Raw genomic sequence first — 19794 nt, forward strand, 5'->3', positions numbered from 1 at the left:
AATCAGCGACCATTTCAGGCCCGGATGGCTGGACGCGTCTATCGGTCAACACCGATCAGCCGCACCCGCCTACAACAGTCGAAGTCTGGACGTAAGCGGAAACCAAGCCCAATCCGCTTCGCCCCTCAACACTGCCAACAGGTCCAATTTGTACAGACTTTTTTCCTAAGGGCTATTTCTGTACAGACTCTTCTTAGTTGTACGGACTATATTCCTAATGTACAGACTTTATTCCGACAGACCACAACAATCACTCAACCAAAGGTGTTCACTCAACAGTGACCGACTTTGCAAGGTTGCGCGGCTGATCGACGTCGGTTCCCTTGACGATGGCGACATGGTAGGCGAGCAGTTGCAGCGGGATGGTCGCGACGATGGGCGCGGCGACGCCGGACGAATGACCCACACGAATCAGTTCAACGCCGGCATCCTCTTCAAACGCGGCATCCTCGTCCGCAAAGACAAACAGCTGACCATCGCGCGCGCGCACTTCGTGCAGGTTGGATTTGAGTTTGTCGAGCAGGTCATCGTCGGGCAGCACCGCCACGACCGGCATGTTGCGGTCGATGAGCGCCAGCGGACCATGCTTCAATTCGCCGGCCGGATACGCCTCGGCGTGGATATACGATATTTCCTTGAGCTTCAGCGCGCCTTCCATCGCAATCGGGTAGTGCGCGCCGCGACCGAGGTACAGCGCATGCGACTTGTCGGCGAGGTGCTGTGCGAGCAGTTCGATGGCCGGGTCCAGTTCAAGCGCACGCTCGCAGAGCAACGGCAGCGCGCGCAGTTGCCGGACGACCGCTGTCTCGATGTCCGCTCCATTCGCAGTCTCGCGCCCAAGCAGCGCAACCAGCAGCGCGAGCACCGTCAACTGGGTGGTGAACGCCTTGGTCGATGCAACGCCGATTTCCGGCCCCGCGCGCGTGAGCGCCACCAGATCGGACTCACGGGTCAGCGAGCTTTCCGGTACGTTGCAGATCGTGAGACTCGCACGGTAGCCAAGCGTTTTGGCAAGTCGCAATGCCGCGAGCGTGTCGGCGGTTTCGCCGGACTGCGATACGGTTACGAACAGCGTGTCCGGTGCCACCACATGCGGTCGGTAACGATATTCGCTTGCGACCTCGACGTTGCAGGGAATGCCGACGAGGCTCTCGAGCCAGTAGCGGGCCACCAGCCCGGCGTGGTAGCTGGTGCCGCAGGCGACGATCTGCACCGCGCGCACGCCCGCGAGTATCGACTGGGAGTTCGCGCCGAACACCTCGGGCGACACGCCGTCGCCGACCAGGCGACCTTCGAGCGTATCGATGATCGCGCGCGGCTGCTCGTGAATCTCCTTGAGCATGTAATGGCGGTAGCCACCGCGTTCGGCCGCCTCGGGCGACAGTTCGCTGGTGCGCACGGCACGCTCGACCCGGGTGCCGGATGCGTCGTAGACAACGATCGAGTCGCGGCGTACATCGGCGATGTCGCCTTCTTCGAGGAACATGAACCGTTGCGTGACGGGCAGTAGCGCGTAGACGTCGGAGGCGACGAAGTTCTCGCCGATTCCCAGCCCGATCACCAGCGGACTGCCGCGTCGCGCGGCGACGAGCCGGTCCGGTTCGTTACGGCTGACGACCCCGAGTGCATACGCACCGTCGAACGAAGCGGTGGCACCGCGCACGGCCTCCAGCAGATCGCCTCCCGCTTCGATGCGGTCGAACACCGCGTGGACGATGACCTCGGTATCGGTATCCGAGGTGAAACGGTGACCGGCCGCGGACTGCTGTTCGCGCAGTTCCGCGAAGTTTTCGATGATGCCGTTGTGCACAACCGCGACCGTGTCACGGCAGACATGCGGATGTGCGTTGCGGGTGGACGGCGCGCCGTGCGTGGCCCAGCGCGTGTGGGCGATGCCGGTTCCGCCGCCAAGCGGGTGTTCTTCGACAATCCCCGCAAGCCGGGCCACCTTGCCCTCGGTGCGGTGACGGGTGATGCAGCCGGCGGCGTCGAGTACGGCAAGACCGGCCGAATCGTAACCGCGGTATTCGAGCCTGCGCAGGCCTTCGATCAGGATGGGGGCGACGTCGCGCTGGGCGACCGCACCTACGATGCCACACATGGCGGTTTTCGGCTCCGCAGTAGTTCCGGTGGGCGCTATCGTAGCGCAGCGGCGGAGGGATGCTCCCGAATGCTCGCCTGCCGCGGGCGGGTCAGGTCTTGGCCGCGTCCTTTTTCGGGCGTTTCCAGTGCTTAAGGGAACGTTGCTCGGGCCGCGTCAGCGCGAGCGTACCCGGCGGAACGTCGGCGGATATGGTCGAGCCGGCGCCAATGGTCGCGCCCTCGCCGACGGTGACAGGCGCGACCAGGGCGGTGTTCGAGCCGATGAAGGCGTCGTCGCCAATGGTCGTATGGTGTTTATTGGCGCCGTCGTAATTGCAGGTGATGGTGCCCGCGCCGACGTTCACGCGCCGCCCCACCGTGGCGTCACCGAGGTAGCTCAGGTGATTCGCCTTGGCGCCGACACCCAACCGGGAATTCTTGATCTCCACGAAGTTGCCGACGTGGACCTGTTCGGCCAGCACGGCGCCGGGGCGCAGCCGCGCATAAGGCCCGATGATGCAGTCGTCGCCGATCTCGGCGCCCTCGATCACGCTGAAGGCGCGAATCTCGACGCGCTCGCCGATCACCGCGTCGCGAATCACGCAGTGCGGTCCGATCCGGCAGCCCTCGCCGAGCACCACCCGCCCCTCGAACACGCAGTCGATATCGATCGAGGTATCGGAACCCGCCGTCAGGCTGCCGCGCAGATCGAAACGGTCGGGGTCCGCGAGCGTGATGCCGGCCCGCATCAGGGCCTCGGCCTCCAGGCGCTGGTGTTCGCGTTCGAGTCTGGCGAGCTGCACACGGTCGTTCACGCCAAGCACCTCCTCGATGCGGTCGGGCTGGGCGCTCGCCACGCGTTCGCCGTCACCGACGGCAAGCCCGACGACATCGGTCAGGTACAGCTCGTGCTGCGCGTTGTTCGAGCGCAGACGTTCAAGCCAGCCGATCAGGGCGTCGGTCCGGGCGGCGAGGATGCCGGAATTGCACTCGGGAATCCGGCGTTCGGCATCCGTGGCGTCACGCTCTTCGACGATGCGCTCGATTGCGCCCATGTCGCCATCGCCACGCACGATCCGGCCATAGCCCTGCGCGGAATCGGGAAACATCGTCAGCAGCGCCAGTGGCGCGTGTTCGAGCTCGGCGAGCAGGCGTTGCAGGGTCGGCACCTCGATCAGCGGCACGTCGCCGTACAGCACGAGGGTGTGATCATGGCCGGCAATGTTCGGTATGGCCTGCTGCACGGCGTGGCCGGTGCCGAGCTGTTCCAGCTGTTCGACCCAGTCGACCGATGCGTGGCCGGCCACCGCGGCCTGCACCTGCGCGCCGTGATGACCGTAGACGACGCAGATGGTGTTCGCTTCGAGCTGGCGCGCCGCGGTGATCACGCGCACGAGCATGGGCTGGCCGCCGATCGGGTGCAGCACCTTGGGCAGACGCGAGCGCATGCGCGTGCCCTGTCCGGCGGCGAGGATGACGACAGCGAGGCTCATCGCGCCGGGCTCAATGCGGGGCCTTCAGCGGGATGGCGGAGCGCAGTTCGGCGACCATGCGGCGGTCGTCATCGGTGGCATCGCGCACCTCGACGATCTCCAGCCGGAACCGGAGAGTCCGGCCCGCGTACGGATGATTGCCGTCGGCGGTCAACTGACCGTCTTCGATCCTGGTGACGTGGAAGATCATCGTCTCGCCACGATCGCTCTGCATCGTGACCGCCGCCCCGAGGTAGGAGAATTCCGCGGGGACCTTCTCGATATCGTCGGTAAAGACAAGGTCCGGGTTATGCGGGCCGAAGCCTTCTTCGGGTGGTACGTCGACGGTGACCACGTCGCCGACGGATTTGCCGGCCAGCGCGAGTTCGATCTTCGGCAGCAGAACGCCGCCCTCGCCGTGTACATAGGGCACGGGCTGATCGCTCCGTTCGGCGACCTGTCCGGTTTCGTCGCTCACGCGGTAGGTGAACCGAACGTATTTGCCCTTGCGGATGGTGTCGGCCATCGGGCCCCCGGTGCGGTCCGGCTGGCGCGCGGCTGCCGGCAATGGGTCGACAGGTCTAGCGCTTGGCCTGCTTGCGGATTCGGTCGATTGCGCGCAGCTCCGCGGCCCGCTCGGCCAGTTCGGCCTGGGCGCGGGCAGTGTCGAACTCCGTCCTTGCATCGGCCAGTGCGCGTTCGGCGCGTTCGCGCGCGGCGATCGCCGCGGCTTCATCGAGATCGGCGGCCCGCACGGCCGTGTCGGCCAGCACCGTCACCACGTCCGGCTGCACCTCGAGGATGCCGCCGGAGATGAAGAACGACTGCTGGGTGCCGGGCGTGGTCTCCACCCGCACCTCGCCGGCCTTCAGGCGCGTGATCAGCGGCGCGTGGCGCGGCGCAATGCCGACCTCGCCCATCACCGCGGGTGCGTACACCATTTCCGCCAGTCCCGAGAAGATGTTCTTCTCGGCGCTGACGATGTCGACATGGATGGTCATTGCCATGGCCGTGACTGGTCAGCCGGCCTCAGACCGACTTCGCCCGCTCGGCGACTTCGTCGATCGAGCCGACCATGTAGAAGGCCTGTTCCGGATACTGATCCATCTCGCCTTCGACAATCATCTTGAAACCGCGGATCGTGTCGGCCAGCGACACGTACTTGCCGGCCGAGCCCGTGAAGGTTTCGGCGACGAAGAACGGCTGCGACAGGAAGCGCTGGATCTTGCGCGCACGCGACACGGTGAGCTTGTCGTCTTCGGACAACTCGTCCATGCCCAGGATCGCGATGATGTCCTTGAGCTCCTTGTAACGCTGCAGCGTGCTCTGCACGGCACGCGCGGTGTTGTAGTGGTCCTGACCGATGATCAGCGGATCGAGCTGGCGCGAGGTCGAATCCAGCGGGTCCACGGCCGGGTAGATGCCAAGCTCGGCGATCTGACGCGACAGCACCAGCGTTGCGTCCAGATGCGCGAAGGTCGTGGCCGGCGACGGGTCGGTCAGGTCGTCCGCGGGCACGTACACGGCCTGGAACGAGGTGATGGAACCGGTCTTGGTCGAGGTAATGCGTTCCTGCAGAACGCCCATTTCCTCGGCCAGCGTCGGCTGGTAACCCACCGCGGACGGCATGCGGCCGAGCAGTGCGGACACCTCGGTACCGGCCAGCGTATAGCGATAGATGTTGTCGACGAACAGCAGCACGTCGGCCTTCTGTTCGCGGAAGTACTCGGCCATGGTCAGGCCCGTGAGCGCCACGCGCAGACGGTTGCCCGGCGGCTCGTTCATCTGGCCGTACACCAGCGCCACCTTGTCGAGAACGCCGGCGTCCTTCATCTCGTGATAGAAGTCGTTGCCTTCGCGCGTACGCTCGCCGACGCCCGCAAACACCGAGAAGCCCGAGTGCTCGATGGCGATGTTACGGATCAGCTCCATGAGCGTGACGGTCTTGCCGACGCCCGCGCCGCCGAACAGGCCGATCTTGCCGCCCTTGGCGATCGGCATGATCAGGTCGATGACCTTGATGCCGGTTTCAAGAATCTCAACGCTGGCGGCCTGCTCCGCGTAGGTCGGCGGCGAACGGTGAATCGGCCAGGTCTCCTCGGCACCGACCGGGCCGGCCTCGTCGACGGGTTGTCCCAGCACGTTCATGACGCGACCGAGGGTCTTCTTGCCAACCGGCACCTGGATCGGCGTGCCGGTGTTCGCGACATCGACGCCGCGACGCAGACCGTCGGTGGAACCCATCGCGATCGTGCGTACGACGCCGTCGCCGAGCTGCTGCTGGACTTCCAGCGTCAGCCCGTCGTCTCCAAACCCGTCGATGCGCAGTGCATCGTAGACCTTCGGCATCGCGTCGCGTGGGAACTGGACATCGACGACCGCGCCGATGATTTCCACGACATTTCCGCTGCTCATAATCCGAACCTCTTGATCTGAAATTCTGGTTGGCGGTCTTCGATCAGACCGCTGCCGCGCCGCCGACGATCTCGGAGATTTCCTGCGTGATCGAGGCCTGGCGGGCCTTGTTATAGATAAGCTTCAATTCGTCGATCATCTTGCCGGCGTTGTCGGTCGCGGCCTTCATCGCGACCATGCGCGCGGCCTGCTCCGAGGCGAGGTTCTCGACCACGCTCTGGTAGACGATGGATTCGACATAACGCGTCAGCAGGCCATCAAGAACCTCGCGCGCATCCGGCTCGTAGATGTAGTCCCAGTGCTGCTTCTTGCCGGCGTCGGCTTCCGCGCCCGCGATCGGCAGCAGCTGCTCGATGGTCGGGCGCTGCGTCATGGTGTTCACGAACTCGTTGTAGCAGAGATACACGGCATCGAGTTCGCCGCTCGCAAACGCATCCAGCATGGTCTTGACCGTGCCGATCAGGTCCTCGACCTTCGGCGCGTCGCCGATGTGCGTGATCTGCCCGAGCACGTTCGCGCCGCGCCGGTTGAAAAAGCCCTCGGCCTTGGAACCGATCAGCGACATCGCGAACTTGCGTCCGCCACGTTCGTGCTCGCGCATCTGCCGCACGATGCTGCGGAACAGGTTGTTGTTGAGCCCGCCGGCAAGACCGCGATCCGACGACACGACGATGTAGCCGACGGAACGAATCTCTGCGCGCTCCTGCAGGTACACGTGCTTGTACTCCGGATGCGCCTGCGCGAGGTGGGTCATGACCACACGCATCTTCTCGGCATACGGGCGCGCCGCACGCATGCGTTCCTGCGCGCGCCGCATCTTGCTCGCGGCGACCATTTCCATGGCCGCGGTGATCTTCTGCGTGCTCTGCACGCTCTTGATCTTGGTGCGAATCTCTTTTGCGCCGGCCATTGTCTGATTCCGTCAGCCGCTTACCAGACGCCGTTGGCCTTGAATGCCTTGAGCACGTCGTGGAACTTGGCGGCGGTGTCGTCGTCCCAGCCGGCCTTCTTGTTCACCTCATCGAGCAGCGCCTTGTGGCTGCCGTTGGCGAACGCATGCAGGGCATGCTCGAACTCGACGATCTTCTTCGTATCCACGTCGTCGAGATAGCCCTCGTTCGCGGCAAACAGCGACAGCGCCATTTCCGCCACGGTCAGCGGCGTGTACTGCGGCTGCTTCATGAGTTCGGTCACGCGCTGGCCACGGTCGAGCTGCTTGCGGGTGGCCTCGTCGAGGTCGGATGCAAACTGCGAGAACGCCGCGAGTTCGCGGAACTGCGCGAGCGCGAGACGCACGCCGCCGCCGAGCTTCTTGATGATCTTCGTCTGCGCCGCGCCACCGACACGCGATACCGACAGGCCCGCGTTGATGGCCGGGCGGATGCCGGCGTTGAACAGGTCGGTCTCGAGGAAGATCTGACCGTCGGTGATCGAGATCACGTTGGTCGGCACGAAGGCCGACACGTCGCCGGCCTGGGTCTCGATGATCGGCAGGGCGGTCAGCGAACCGGTCTTGCCCTTGACCTCGCCGTTGGTCGCGCGCTCGACGAAGTCCGAGTTCACGCGCGCGGCACGCTCGAGCAGGCGCGAGTGCAGGTAGAACACGTCGCCGGGATAGGCTTCGCGGCCCGGCGGACGACGCAGCAGCAGCGAGACCTGGCGATACGCCCAGGCCTGCTTGGTCAGGTCGTCATAGATGATCAGTGCGTCTTCACCACGATCGCGGAAGTACTCGCCCATCGAGCAACCGGAGTACGGTGCGATGAACTGCATCGCGGCCGACTCGGCGGCCGTGGCCGCAACCACGATGGTGTGTTCCATCGCGCCATGCTCTTCGAGCTTGCGCACCACGCCGGCGACCGACGAGGCCTTCTGGCCGATCGCGACGTAGATACATTTGATGCCGGTGCCCTTCTGGTTGATGATCGTGTCGATCGCCACCGCGGACTTGCCGGTCTGGCGGTCGCCGATGATCAGCTCGCGCTGACCGCGACCGACCGGGACCATCGCGTCGATGGCCTTCAGGCCGGTCTGCACCGGCTGATCGACCGACTTGCGCCAGATGACGCCCGGGGCGACCTTCTCGATCGGCGCCGTACCCTGCGCGTCGATCGGCCCCTTGCCATCGATCGGCATGCCCAGCGAGTTGACCACACGCCCGAGCAGCGCCTCGCCGACCGGCACTTCGAGGATGCGACCCGTGCACTTGACGCTGTCGCCCTCGGAGATGTGCTTGTACTCACCGAGAATAACGGCGCCGACGGAGTCACGCTCCAGGTTCAGCGCGAGCCCGAAGGTGTTGCCCGGAAACTCGAGCATCTCGCCCTGCATCGCATCGGCTAGGCCGTGGATACGCGTGATGCCGTCCGTCAGGCTCACGACCGTGCCCTCGGTATGGGCCTCGGTCTTGAGGTCGAACTTGGCGATGCGACTCTTGATGAGTTCGCTGATCTCGGAGGGGTTTAATTGCATGTTCATTTAAGTACCTAATTGACTGGCAAGCGCTTCAAGTCGAGCGCGCACCGAGCCGTCGATGACCAGATCACCGGCGCGAATCTTCACGCCGCCGATCAGGGATTTGTCTTCACTTGCACTCAGTCGCACCTCGCGACCCAGCCGTTTGCCCAGCGCCGCCGCCAGCGACTGACGCTGAGCGTCGTTGACCGGATAGGCCGCGGTCAGCTCCACGTCGATTGCGCCGCCGTGTTCGGAACGCAGCACCTCGTACAGGCGTGCGATCTCGGGCAACAGCGCGACGCGACCATTCTGCGCGAGCAGCCGCACGAGATTCTGCCCTTCTTCGGAGATGCGCCCACCGCCGATGTCGAGCAGAAAATCCGCAAGCCGTTCGGCGCCCAGATCGGGGCGACCGATCAGCGCGCGGACCTGGCGGTCGTCAACGACCGCGGCCAGCAGCGCAAGCACTTCCGACCACAGATCGGGCTTGTCGGTCTCGAGCGCACGCGCGAACACCGCATCGGCGTAAGGACGGGCAAGGGTTGTGAGTTCGGCCATGGCGTTGTGCTACAGCGCCGCCGCGACCTTGTCGACCACGCCGCGATGCGTCTCGGCGTCCACTTCGCGTTCGAGGATCTTTGCAGCCCCCGCGACCGCGAGTTCGACGACCTTGCCGCGCAGCTCCTCACGGGCACGCGCGACCTCCTGGTCGATCGCGGCCTGGGCGGCGTGCAGCAGGCGTTCGCCTTCGCTCTTCGCCGCGACCTTGGCCTCTTCGACGATTTCGCCCGCACGCTTGTTGGCCTGGCCGATGATGTCGGCGGCCTGCTGCTTGGCCTCGTGAAGCGTTTCAGTCGCGCGCTTCTGCGCAAGTTCCTGCTCGTGCACGCCACGTTCGGCGGCCGCCAGACCCTCGGCGATCTTCGCCTTGCGTTCTTCGAGCGCCTTGACGATCGGCGGCCAGATGAACTTCATGGTGAACCATACGAACACCACGAACGAAAGCATCTGCCCAATCAGTGTCAGGTTGATGTTCATGCCGGATTCTCCCGCTGGACGATTGCGGCTGCGGCCGCAGGCGACGTCTTCAGGCCAGCGCGAACAGCACGTACATGCCCAGACCGACGGCGATCATTGGCACCGCGTCGGTCAGACCCATGACGATGAAGAACTGCGTACGCAGCATCGGGATCAGTTCCGGCTGGCGCGCCGCGCCTTCCAGGAACCGGCCACCGAGCACACCGATGCCGACCGCGGCGCCGACGGCGCCGAGTCCGAGCATGATGGACGCGGCAATAACGAGCAATGCACTTGCCATTTCCATGAGGGTCTCCCGTGAAGTCTTTCGTTAGAGATGGATCAGAGTAGGAATCAGTGTTCGTGGCTGGCCATTTCGAGATAGACGATGGTCAGCGTCATGAAGATGAACGCCTGCAGGGTGATGACCAGGATGTGGAACACCGCCCAGACAAACTGCAACGCGCCGCCGAAGGTCGACAGCACGAAGCTCGAGCCGTACATCAGCGCGATCAGGATGAAGATCATCTCGCCGGCATACAGGTTGCCGAACAGTCGCAGCGACAGCGAAACCGGCTTCGCCAGCAGGTTCACGCCTTCCAGGAACAGGTTGACCGGGATGAACAGCACCTTCATCACCGGGTTGTCGGACTGGAACGGCATGCCCGTGAGTTCGTGCACGAAGCCGCCGACGCCCTTGTTCTTCAGGCTGTAGTACAGGATCAGGATGAACACGCCGATGGACATGCCGAAGGTCGCGTTCGGATCAGTCGACGGCACGACCTTCCAGTAGACGTGGTGCGGATCGGCGCCGAACACCCACTCGCCGATCTTGCCGGCCGCGAGCGGAATCAGATCGACCGGGATCAGGTCCATCAGGTTCATCAGGAAGACCCAGATGAAGATCGTCAGGGCCAGTGGCGCGACCAGCGGATTGTGCCCCGAGAACGAGCCCTTCACGCTGGTCTGGATGAATTCGATGATGATCTCGACGAAGTTCTGCAGACGGCCCGGCACGCCCGTGGTGACGGACTTCGCGACCTTGCCGAACAGCCACAGGAACAGCACGCCCAGCGTGATCGACCAGAACATCGTGTCGACGTGGATCGCCCAGAACCCCATCTGGGCCGCCTCGGCCTGGTCGTGCGCAATCCCCCAACTGCCGTCCGGAAGCTTTCCGAACGTCATGTTGGTCAGGTGGTGCTTGATGTACTCACCCGAGGTCAGCGTACTTTCCGAAGACATGCGAACCGTTACCTAGCCGTGGTCGAACCGCTGCCGGCGACCATCCACGGCACGAGATAAGCCAAAAAAAACGTCACGAACAACGGCGCCGGGTTCAGCCCCTGCCAGCCGTCGAACAGCCATGCGAACATGCCCGCGATCAGCGCCAGCTTGGCGAACTCCGCCACATACAGCCGGCGCGTCAAGCCGCCCGGGTCGGCGGCGCGGTAAGGCGCGAACACGACCAGCGCGAACAGCAGGCTTCCGGCCAGGGCGATCGCCGCGCCCGCCAGCGCGGACATCGCGGCGATGCGATCCACACTCACGAGGAGCAGACCCGCCACACCCAGCCCGATGGCGATCTGGATCAGCGTGGCGCGGATGATGCGTTGTCGATCCGCTGCCGTCATCGATCGAGTCGTCGCGTGTGGGCTTCACGCCCGAAACCGCCTGCCAAAGACCCGGGGATTCTACGGAGCGACCCGATGGCGGTCAATGCGCAACCCACACCGGCGAACTACGGGATGCGTGGTTTTTACTGGGAATTGCGCCGCAGCGGCGAGGCTTGATCCAGACTATTGAAAACGATCATGCCCACGGGCGAAAAAAAGCCGCCGGAACGCAACGCGCTCCGGCGGCCGATGCAGGCTGCGGTCAGCCGCGACGGCGACGCAGGCCGCCCACCAGACCGATCAGGGCGATCAGGCCGGCGATGCCGAACACATTGAGCGTCGGCACGTGCTGCGGCTCTTCGTCCACCGGCGGCGGATCCACGACGTTCACGGTCGCGGAATCCATGGCGCCATCCGGGTCGTCCGAATCGGAGCTGGCACTGGCGTTGTTGATGGTGTTCGTGGGCGAACCAGGCGCGGTCACGTTGATCGTGATCGTCGGCGCGGCGGACATGCTGGCGATGCTCGCCCGGGTGCAGGTCACGATTCCGGCGGCATGACCGCAGGACCAGCCGCTACCCGAGGCGGACACGTAGCCCACACCGCCAGGCAGCGTGTCGGTCACGGTGACGTTCGTGGCGGCATCCGGACCGGCATTCGAGACCACGAGCGAGTAGCTGAATGCCGCGTTCGTCTGCACGGTCGGCGCCGACGCCGTCTTCACGAGCGTCAGATCGGCATCGGCCGTTTCGACTGCGACCACGACGTTCGCAATCAGACCCGACGGGCCACCCGCGACGTCAGGCGCGTACAGATAGACGGTGTTCGCGCCGGTCGAAACCAGCCCCGTGATGTCGGTCGGGCCGTAGGTCGTCTGCGCGGCAAACCCGCCACCGGTCGTGCCGGCAAGCGGCGTGCCGTTGACGAACACACCCTGGTTGGGCGCAGCGGCGTGACCGAGCGCATCATCGGCCGCGAACGCGACCGTCAGGGTGACCGACCCGATCGCCGTCTCGGTGATCGTGAACGGGAATGCATAGAGACCCGAGGGTCCTGCGGTACCAGGATCGGCCGAGGCGCCAATCCACTCCGCGGCCGCGTCGGCGGGTAGCGCAGCGATCCAAGCCCCGGCCGGCGTCAGGTCGACGGTGGCCGCCGGCCCGCTCGAAGCGGCCGTGAAGTCGGCCGCGACGAACGATGCAGCGAACGGCGTATCGGCCGGGCCGGCCAGCACGGTCACCGGCGCCACACCACTATTCAAAGTGATGGTTTCGTCGGCGAGCGCGGAAGCGGATGCCAGCAGTGCGGCAGCCGCGAGGAGAGATCGATTCATGTCCCTGGGCCTCCCTTGTGAAAATTGCGGCTATTATGCGGCAGGCCACAACGGGCAAACAACAACACTGTGATCTGCGCCACATCCCCAACCCGGGGCCGTCAGCGGATGTGCGCGAGGATGCCGTCGAGTTCGTCGAGACTGTTGAAGCCGATCACGAGCCGCCCGCGGCCCTTCGGGTCCGAGCTGATCTCGACCTTCGCGCCGAGCCGTTCGCCGAGATCGTGCTGCAGCCGCTCGACGTTCGGATCGCGCGCGGGCTTCGCGGCTGCCGGCTGCGGATTGGCGAGCCGGCGCACCAGCGCCTCGGTCTGACGCACGCTCAGGCCCTGCTCGGACGCATGCCGGGCCGCATCGCTCTGCGCCTGCCCGTTGAGCGCCAACAGTGCGCGCGCGTGACCCATCTCGATGTCGCCGCGGTCCAGCCGCTCCTTGACGTCGAGGTTCAGTTCCAGCAGCCGCAGCAGGTTGGTGACGGTCGCACGGGATTTGCCCACGGTCTCGGCGATCTGCTGGTGGGTCAGCTCGAATTCGCGTTGCAGGCGGCTCAGGGCCGTGGCCTCTTCCAACGGGTTGAGGTCCTCGCGCTGGATGTTCTCGATCAGCGCCATGGCCATGGCGGCCTGGTCCGGCACATCACGCACGACGACGGGCACGTCTTTCAGGCCGGCGATCTGCGCGGCGCGCCAGCGACGTTCCCCAGCGATGATCTCGTAGCGGTCGGCGTCGACCGGTCGCGCGACGATGGGCTGCACCAGCCCCTGGGCGCGGATGGATTCTGCAAGTTCCTCGAGCGCTTCCTGGTCGAAATGGCCGCGCGGCTGGAACCGGCCGCGTCTGAGCTGGTCGACGCCGAGCTGCAAGACCCGCTCGCCGGCCGCCGGCGTCGGCGCGCTGGCCGCCACCGCGCCGCCGAGCAGTGCGTCGAGCCCGCGGCCGAGTCCGCGTTTGCGCGTGCTCAAGCCGGCTGCGCCTGCGGCTCGCGCCGGTAGCGGTGCAGCATCTCGCTGGCCAGCGCCAGATAAGAAAGCGATCCGCGCGAGGCGCGGTCGTACAGCGTGACCGGCACGCCGTGGCTCGGCGCCTCGGCGAGCCGGACGTTGCGCGGGATGACGGTGCGGTAGACCTTGTCGGCGAAATGCATGATCAACTGGGCCGAGACCTGCGTGGCGAGGTTGTTGCGCGGGTCGTACATGGTACGCAGGATGCCGTCGATGCGCAGCGCCGGGTTCGCCTGCTCGCGCACCCGATCAATCGTCGTCATGAGCGCCGTCAGGCCCTCGAGCGCGTAGTACTCGCACTGCAGCGGCACCAGCACACCGTCGGCCGCAACCAGCGCATTCACGGTGAGCATGTTCAGCGACGGCGGGCAGTCGACGAGTATGAAATCGTAGCGATCGCGCACGCCTTCCAGCGCCGAGCGCAGCCGCCGCTCGCGGCCGCTGATCTGCAACAGCTCGACCTCCGCGGCGGTGAGGTCACCGTTGGCGGGCAGCACGTCGAAGCCGGCCTCAGCGGGCGTGACGAGTGCCGAGGCGGCCGCCGCTTCGCCGAGCAGCACGTCCAGCACCGTGGTGTTCAGGTCATTCTTGGCGACGCCGGAACCGACCGTTGCGTTGCCCTGCGGGTCCATGTCGACCAGCAGCACGCGCTGGCCGCTCAGGGCCAGCGCCGCAGCGAGGTTCACGCTGGTCGTCGTCTTGCCGACCCCGCCTTTCTGGTTCGTGACGGCGATGGTGCGTGCCATGTTCAGACCGGACGGGTGAGGAGAACCGCGTGGCGCTCGGCCGCCGTTCCCGCGGCGTTCAGGCGCTCGATGCGCGGCGCGAGGCCCGGGGCGACCGTGGCGAGTTCGGAATTGTCGATGCGCCCTTTCATCGCGACCCAGAGCCCTCCCGGGCGCAGCAGGTGCCGGGTCGCGGCGAGCATATCAGAAAGCGCCGCGAACGCCCGGGTGACCACGCAGTCGTAGGGCACGGCCGGCTGGTGATCCTCGGCACGGCTCGCGACGACCTCGACGTTGTGCAATCGAAGCTCGATCGCGACCTGGCGCAGGAACCGCACACGCTTGGCACGCGGTTCGACCAGGGCGAAGTGCGTTTCGGGCAGCACGATCGCCAGCGGCACCCCGGGCAGCCCGGCCCCGGACCCGACATCCGCAACGCGTTGACCTGCGATCCACTCGCGCACGCTGAGGCTGTCGGCCAGATGCCGGGTGACCATCTGCGCGCGGTCGCGCACGGCGGTGAGATTGTGCACGCGGTTCCACTTCTCGAGCAGGTCGAGATAGGCGTCCAGCGCCGCGGCCTGCGCGGGTGTCAGCGCGAATCCCAGCCCTGTCAGTTCAGCCGCAGTCGTCATGCCGGCGATTATCGCAGGGGTCGCTACTGGTGCTGCGGCGTATGATGCGCGGCCCGCCCGCCACTGACCGACCGCCCCATGGACCACGCCGACACCACGCCGTCGCGACCGGCTCCGGTCGCGTTCACCACCGCTTTGCGCTACTGGCTGAAGCTCGGCTTCATCAGCTTCGGCGGTCCGGCCGGGCAGATCGCGATGATGCACCAGGAACTCGTCGAGCGCCGGCGCTGGATCAGCGAACGGCGCTTCCTGCACGCCCTGAATTACACGATGGTGCTGCCGGGACCGGAGGCGCAGCAGCTGGCGACCTATATCGGCTGGCTGCTGCACGGGATACGCGGCGGCATCGCCGCCGGCGCGCTGTTCGTGCTGCCGTCGCTGGTGATCCTCGGCGCGCTGACCTGGATCTATCTGGCCTTCGGGGATGTGCCCGCGGTCGCCGCCGTGCTCTACGGCATCAAGCCCGCGGTCACGGCCATCGTCGTGCATGCGGCCTGGCGCATCGGCTCGCGCGCGCTGCGCAACGGCCTGCTCTGGGCGCTCGCGGCGGCCGCGTTCGTCGCGATCTTCGCGCTGCACGTGCCGTTCCCGCTGATCGTGGTCGGCGCGGCGGTGATCGGGCTCGTCGGCGGCCGCATCACCCCCGAGCGGTTCCGCGGCGGCGGCGGCCATGGCGGCGGCCACGCCGGCAGCGGTCCGGCCCTGATCGACGACGACACACCACCGCCGGCCTGGGGCCGGTTCAGCTGGCCGCGAACGATTGCGATCGGCGCCGTGGGTCTCGGCCTTTGGGTGGCCGTGGAAGCGGCGCTGTACCTGCGCTGGGGCGTGGACGGCACGCTCACGCAGATGGGCTGGTTCTTCACCAAGGCGGCGCTGGTGACCTTCGGCGGCGCGTATGCGGTGCTGCCGTATGTCTACCAGGGCGGCGTGGAGACCTATCAGTGGCTGACCGGTCCGCAGATGATCGACGGGCTGGCGCTCGGCGAGACCACGCCCGGACCGCTGATCATGGTCGTCGCGTTCGTCGGCTTCGTCGGCGGCTGGACCAAGGCGCTGTTCGGGCCGGACCTGCTGGCCGCGGCCGGCATGGCGGGCGCGGCGGTCGCGACGCTGTTCACGTTCCTGCCGTCGTTTCTGTTCATCCTGATCGGCGCACCGGCGGTCGAGGCGACGCGCCACGACATCAAGTTCACCGCGCCGCTCACCGCGATCACCGCGGCCGTCGTCGGCGTGATCCTGAACCTCGCCGTGTTCTTCGCCTGGCACGTGCTGTGGCCGGATGCGGGCACCGATGCGCCGTTCAGCGGCCGGTTCGAATGGTTCGCGCTGGCCATCTCGGTTGCGGCGTTCCTGGCCCTGTGGCGCTGGAAAATCGGCATCATGCCCGTGCTCGCGGCCTGCGCTGCGGCCGGCCTGCTGCATCACTGGATGTTCTAGAACGCATGCTCGGCTACCGCCACGCGTTTCATGCCGGCAACCATGCCGATGTGCTCAAGCACGTCGCGCTGGCCGCGACGCTTGCGCGCCTGGTCGAGAAACCCAGGCCGCTGCTGTATCTAGAAACCCACGCCGGGGCCGGCCGCTACGACCTCGCCAGTGAGCAGGCCCGCAAGACCGGCGAGGCGGCGAGCGGAGTCGAACGAATCTGGCAGGCGCAGGACGCGCCAGCGGCCGTCGCGCGCTACCTCAAGTGCATTCACGCGGAAAACCGCGACGGCGAGCTGCGCTGGTATCCGGGCTCGCCCGCGATCGCCGCACGCCTGCTGCGTGGCGAAGATCGCATGGCGCTCTACGAACTGCATCCGGACGATTGCGCACGGCTTGGCGCGGCACCACCGGCACACCGACGCGTGCAGATCGAGCAGTCCGACGGGCTCGCCGGGCTGCGCGCACGGCTGCCGCCGCTGGAGCGGCGCGCACTGGTGATGATCGACCCGAGCTATGAACTGGATCGCGATTATCAGGACGTGCCGCGGGCGCTGGAGGACGCACTCAAGCGTTTCGCGACCGGGGTGTACCTGCTCTGGTACCCGGTCCTCGCGGGCGCACCCGTCGAACGCATGCTGCGCGCGGTCGAGCGCGCCGCACCCGGCTCGCCGCTGCGCATCCAGCTCGAGCCGCGCGCGGCCGGTTCGGCGCGCGGCCTAACCGGCGGCGGCGTGCTCGTGATCAATCCGCCGTGGAAACTCGACCGGGATCTGGCCGACGCGGTCGACTGGCTGCGGCCACGCCTGGCTGCTCAAGGGACACCGTAGACAATCGCGAACCAGGTCCGCGACGCCAGCGCCGTTTGCGCTTACATTCCAGCTTCGCCGTCGTGATCCGACGCACTCAGCCTCAACCATGCACCAGACGCCAGGCCGCCAATCCCTGAAACGTGCCGGTGCGGGCCTCGTGTTCGCGCTCGCCGCCCTGATTTCCGCTTCGAGCCGCGCGGTGCCGATGCTCGCCGACACCGCGCTCGGCACGCTGGAGCTGGTCGCGCACGATCCGCTGAACCTGCTGCGGGTCGACGGACTCACGTTCGACAGCCACGGCAACCTGTTCGCCGCGCTCGAGGTCATCGGCAACGGCGGTGTGTCGTACATCGACAAGACGACGGGCACCGTGGTGCGCCTGATCAGCAACATCTCCGGCGTGGACCAGATCGATTCGCACCCGTCGGGCGCGTTTCATTTCACGGTGGAACTCACACCCGCACAGACCACCGGTCGCGTATATCGCATGGACGTGACCTATGACGGCTCGAACACCCCGCAGTCGGCGACAGCAACCAGTATTTCCACGGGTGCCACGCCGACCAGCAACGTCGAGGGCCTGGTTACGCTGACCGGTTCAAATGCGTACGGCAACGCGGGCGACCTGCTCATCAGCGAAGACCTCAGCAACGGCCGCCTGCTGAAACTGGAACTGGCCGGAAACAACGCGACCCCCACGATACTGGTCGGCGCAGGCGCGGGGCTCCAGCGACCCGAAGGCATGGCGTTCGGAGACTTTGGCGGCGCGGCCACCCCGGCCCTGTATGTCTCGGAAACGCTGAACGACCGCATTCTCAGGGTCGCGGGGAACGGGACGACCAGCGTGTTCGCGCTCGCGCCCGGCTCGACGCTGTTTCACCCCGACAATCTGGAATTCGGATTCGGCGGCTGGCTGTATGTAACGGAGGATCCTGGCATCGGCCTGAGCCGCGTGCTGCGTTATGACGCCAACGGCAACGAGCAGGTCGTTGCGACGGGTTTCAACGAACCGGCCGGACTGGCGATCGATCCCGCCACGGGCGATCTGTACATCTCGGAACAAAGCAGCCAGAACGTCTGGCGCATCCGCTTCGCGAGTGTTCCGGCACCGGCGAGCCTGACACTGATTGCGCTTTCGTTACCCCTGCTGAGGCGATGGCGCGCGAACTGACCACGCTGGCGCGTCCGCCCGCAAACAGCGCTCGACCGGAAAACGCAACCCATCCAGACCTGAACGCCGCCCCTGCGGGCGGCGTTCGCGTTTCCGCAGCTCAGACGTCCGCTGCGTTCAGCCAGACGTCGTGCTTGTTGCACATGCTGAGCACGTAGATGCGGCCGCTGTAAGCGCCGAGTTCGTAGCGCGACAGCGGCGTCGTGTCCTTGTTCGGATCGAACATCGTCTCGTTTACAAAGCCGAAGTCCTGATTCAGGACCGTGTGCTTGACGATGTAGTGCTCGAAGCCCTTCATCTCGTGCGGCGTGACCACCTGGATCGTAACCCCGGCGGCACCCTTCTGCGCCTCGATCTGCGGCAGATGGCCGGCGACCTTCTTGCTCCAGCGGCCCGGGGCATCCTTGGTGTAATAGACGCCACCGGCCATGCCTGGCATGCCCTCGGCCAGCACCTGACGCGGCAACACGATTCCGGCGGCGGCCCCGGCAAACGCCATGCGCACAAAACCTCTGCGATTCATACGAAGCAAACTCCTATTGGTTGGGTAGGGTGCGGCGCACACCGGGTTGGCGCGCGCCATCGGGTAACTATCGTACGGGTCCGGACCGAGACGACTCACTCAACGCAGCGCGCCGGCGTTTTCGGCCACCCAGTCCCGAAAGCTTTTCAGCTCCGGGTTCAGCACGCGCGCCAGCTGCGGATCGCGGGCGGCGCAGAAACCGGCATTGAAGTCGCGCTTGAACTGGAACATGTTGCCGAGGTCCTCGGCGCCGGGGAATCCGAGCGCGCGATAGGCCGCCGGCTCCATCGCCTGATAGTCGACGGGCTCGCCGAGTCCATCGGCCAGAACACCGGCCATTTCCGCCCCGGTGGGCATCTCGCCGGCAATACCCACCATGCGCCCGACGAAATCGTCGCCACGGCGCAGAAGGCCGAGGACGCAGCGGCCGATGTCCGCGGCCGCGATTCCCGGCAGGCGCGCATCGCCCATCGGCAGCGCGAACACCAGTCGTCCGGCGGCGTTGCGCTTCGGCCCCATGCCGAAATGGATCAGGTTGTCCCAGTAGAACGAGGTCAGAAGACGGGTGGTCGGCACGCCCAGCGCGGCGAACACCGCGTCGGCCTCCCCCTTGCCGTCGAAGTGCGGCACCTTGTAATGGCCCATGAGCGTGGGCATGCGCGGGTCGTCGAGTGACATCCAGCGGCGGGTGTCTTCGAGCGTCGACCAGACGACATGCCGGAGCCCGGCGAACACCGCGGCCTCGGCCATGTTCCTGACCTGCGCGATCTCGCGCTCGGGCGAGAAGTGCTCCCAGAAGTTCGTCACGCAGAATGCCGCATCGGCGCCTGCAAACGCCGCACGCAGCGAGTTTGCGTCGTCCAGATCGGCCGCGACGATCTGCGCGCCCTGTGCGGCAAGTGCCTGTGCGCGCGCGGAATCCGGCTTGCGCGTCAGTGCACGCACCAGATAACCGGACTGCGGATCGGACAGCACGGCGTGCGCGAGACCGCCGCCCTGTGCGCCGGTCGCACCGACCACAACAAGAATCTTCCTGGCACTCATGGTGATTTGAACCGACCGGCCCCGATCGGCAGAGGCTACGACCGCGCCCGTGCGGCGGTCAAT

Annotated in this window: 21 protein-coding genes; 3 read left to right on the top strand and 18 right to left on the bottom strand. The window is 66.2% G+C overall.

Translation table 11 applies throughout. The annotated features are described in order from the left end of the window. Positions 1 to 268: 268 nt before the first annotated feature. The 16 genes from glmS to rsmG form a co-directional block, all read right to left on the bottom strand. A complete protein-coding gene (gene glmS / locus KDG50_09660) occupies positions 269 to 2101 on the bottom strand; it encodes a glutamine--fructose-6-phosphate transaminase (isomerizing) (protein ID MCB1865684.1) in 1833 nt (610 codons plus the stop codon). Positions 2102 to 2192: 91 nt separating this feature from the next. Next, a complete protein-coding gene (gene glmU / locus KDG50_09665) occupies positions 2193 to 3575 on the bottom strand; it encodes a bifunctional UDP-N-acetylglucosamine diphosphorylase/glucosamine-1-phosphate N-acetyltransferase GlmU (protein MCB1865685.1) in 1383 nt (460 codons plus the stop codon). A gap of 10 nt (positions 3576 to 3585) precedes the next feature. Then, a complete protein-coding gene (locus KDG50_09670) occupies positions 3586 to 4080 on the bottom strand; it encodes an FKBP-type peptidyl-prolyl cis-trans isomerase (GenBank protein ID MCB1865686.1) in 495 nt (164 codons plus the stop codon). A gap of 55 nt (positions 4081 to 4135) precedes the next feature. Further along, positions 4136 to 4561 (bottom strand): F0F1 ATP synthase subunit epsilon, encoded by a 426-nt coding sequence (locus KDG50_09675; protein ID MCB1865687.1) that lies wholly within the window; start codon positions 4559 to 4561, stop codon positions 4136 to 4138. 22 nt (positions 4562 to 4583) lie between these two features. After that, positions 4584 to 5969, bottom strand: coding sequence for a F0F1 ATP synthase subunit beta (gene atpD / locus KDG50_09680; GenBank protein ID MCB1865688.1), 1386 nt, complete (start codon positions 5967 to 5969; stop codon positions 4584 to 4586). 43 nt (positions 5970 to 6012) lie between these two features. Further along, positions 6013 to 6879 (bottom strand): F0F1 ATP synthase subunit gamma, encoded by an 867-nt coding sequence (gene atpG / locus KDG50_09685; protein ID MCB1865689.1) that lies wholly within the window; start codon positions 6877 to 6879, stop codon positions 6013 to 6015. A gap of 20 nt (positions 6880 to 6899) precedes the next feature. Then, on the bottom strand, positions 6900 to 8441 hold the full coding sequence (atpA, locus tag KDG50_09690; protein MCB1865690.1) for a F0F1 ATP synthase subunit alpha: 1542 nt from the start codon (positions 8439 to 8441) through the stop codon (positions 6900 to 6902). 6 nt (positions 8442 to 8447) lie between these two features. Next, positions 8448 to 8984 carry a F0F1 ATP synthase subunit delta gene (locus KDG50_09695; GenBank protein ID MCB1865691.1) on the bottom strand — a complete coding sequence of 179 codons (537 nt, stop codon included), beginning with the start codon at positions 8982 to 8984 and terminating at the stop codon, positions 8448 to 8450. Positions 8985 to 8993: 9 nt separating this feature from the next. Continuing rightward, a complete protein-coding gene (locus tag KDG50_09700; protein MCB1865692.1) occupies positions 8994 to 9464 on the bottom strand; it encodes a F0F1 ATP synthase subunit B in 471 nt (156 codons plus the stop codon). 49 nt (positions 9465 to 9513) lie between these two features. Continuing rightward, complete coding sequence (gene atpE, locus KDG50_09705) at positions 9514 to 9750, bottom strand: F0F1 ATP synthase subunit C (protein ID MCB1865693.1); 237 nt, start codon at positions 9748 to 9750, stop codon at positions 9514 to 9516. Between the two features lie 47 nt (positions 9751 to 9797). Next, positions 9798 to 10688, bottom strand: a complete 891-nt coding sequence (gene atpB / locus KDG50_09710; GenBank protein ID MCB1865694.1) for a F0F1 ATP synthase subunit A — start codon at positions 10686 to 10688, stop codon at positions 9798 to 9800. Between the two features lie 8 nt (positions 10689 to 10696). Next, on the bottom strand, positions 10697 to 11077 hold the full coding sequence (locus KDG50_09715) for an ATP synthase subunit I (GenBank protein MCB1865695.1): 381 nt from the start codon (positions 11075 to 11077) through the stop codon (positions 10697 to 10699). A gap of 244 nt (positions 11078 to 11321) precedes the next feature. Further along, positions 11322 to 12392 carry a DUF11 domain-containing protein gene (locus tag KDG50_09720; protein MCB1865696.1) on the bottom strand — a complete coding sequence of 357 codons (1071 nt, stop codon included), beginning with the start codon at positions 12390 to 12392 and terminating at the stop codon, positions 11322 to 11324. A gap of 101 nt (positions 12393 to 12493) precedes the next feature. Continuing rightward, the gene (locus tag KDG50_09725) at positions 12494 to 13354 is read right to left on the bottom strand and encodes a ParB/RepB/Spo0J family partition protein (GenBank protein MCB1865697.1); all 861 of its coding nucleotides are present in this window, start codon (positions 13352 to 13354) and stop codon (positions 12494 to 12496) included. After that, positions 13351 to 14139, bottom strand: coding sequence for a ParA family protein (locus KDG50_09730; protein ID MCB1865698.1), 789 nt, complete (start codon positions 14137 to 14139; stop codon positions 13351 to 13353). Before KDG50_09730 ends, KDG50_09725 begins: the two co-directional genes overlap by 4 nt. Positions 14140 to 14141: 2 nt before the next feature. Continuing rightward, positions 14142 to 14753 carry a 16S rRNA (guanine(527)-N(7))-methyltransferase RsmG gene (gene rsmG / locus KDG50_09735; protein MCB1865699.1) on the bottom strand — a complete coding sequence of 204 codons (612 nt, stop codon included), beginning with the start codon at positions 14751 to 14753 and terminating at the stop codon, positions 14142 to 14144. Between the two features lie 78 nt (positions 14754 to 14831). Between rsmG and chrA the strand changes: the two genes are divergently transcribed. The 3 genes from chrA (at position 14832) to KDG50_09750 (ending at position 18164) form a co-directional block, all read left to right on the top strand. Further along, entirely contained in the window at positions 14832 to 16193 is a 1362-nt protein-coding gene (gene chrA / locus KDG50_09740) for a chromate efflux transporter (protein MCB1865700.1), read from the top strand. A gap of 5 nt (positions 16194 to 16198) precedes the next feature. Further along, positions 16199 to 17011 carry a 23S rRNA (adenine(2030)-N(6))-methyltransferase RlmJ gene (locus KDG50_09745; protein MCB1865701.1) on the top strand — a complete coding sequence of 271 codons (813 nt, stop codon included), beginning with the start codon at positions 16199 to 16201 and terminating at the stop codon, positions 17009 to 17011. A gap of 88 nt (positions 17012 to 17099) precedes the next feature. Beyond that, a complete protein-coding gene (locus KDG50_09750; GenBank protein ID MCB1865702.1) occupies positions 17100 to 18164 on the top strand; it encodes a hypothetical protein in 1065 nt (354 codons plus the stop codon). 100 nt (positions 18165 to 18264) lie between these two features. Here the strand turns inward: KDG50_09750 and KDG50_09755 are convergent, their stop codons facing one another. Together KDG50_09755 and KDG50_09760 are read right to left on the bottom strand one after the other, a co-directional pair. Then, the gene (locus KDG50_09755) at positions 18265 to 18687 is read right to left on the bottom strand and encodes a hypothetical protein (protein MCB1865703.1); all 423 of its coding nucleotides are present in this window, start codon (positions 18685 to 18687) and stop codon (positions 18265 to 18267) included. A 99-nt stretch (positions 18688 to 18786) separates the two neighbouring features. Beyond that, positions 18787 to 19731 carry an NmrA family NAD(P)-binding protein gene (locus KDG50_09760; protein ID MCB1865704.1) on the bottom strand — a complete coding sequence of 315 codons (945 nt, stop codon included), beginning with the start codon at positions 19729 to 19731 and terminating at the stop codon, positions 18787 to 18789. Positions 19732 to 19794 lie beyond the last annotated feature (63 nt).

It is taken from the genome of Chromatiales bacterium, from assembly GCA_020445605.1.
GTDB lineage: Bacteria > Pseudomonadota > Gammaproteobacteria > JAGRGH01 > JAGRGH01 > JAGRGH01.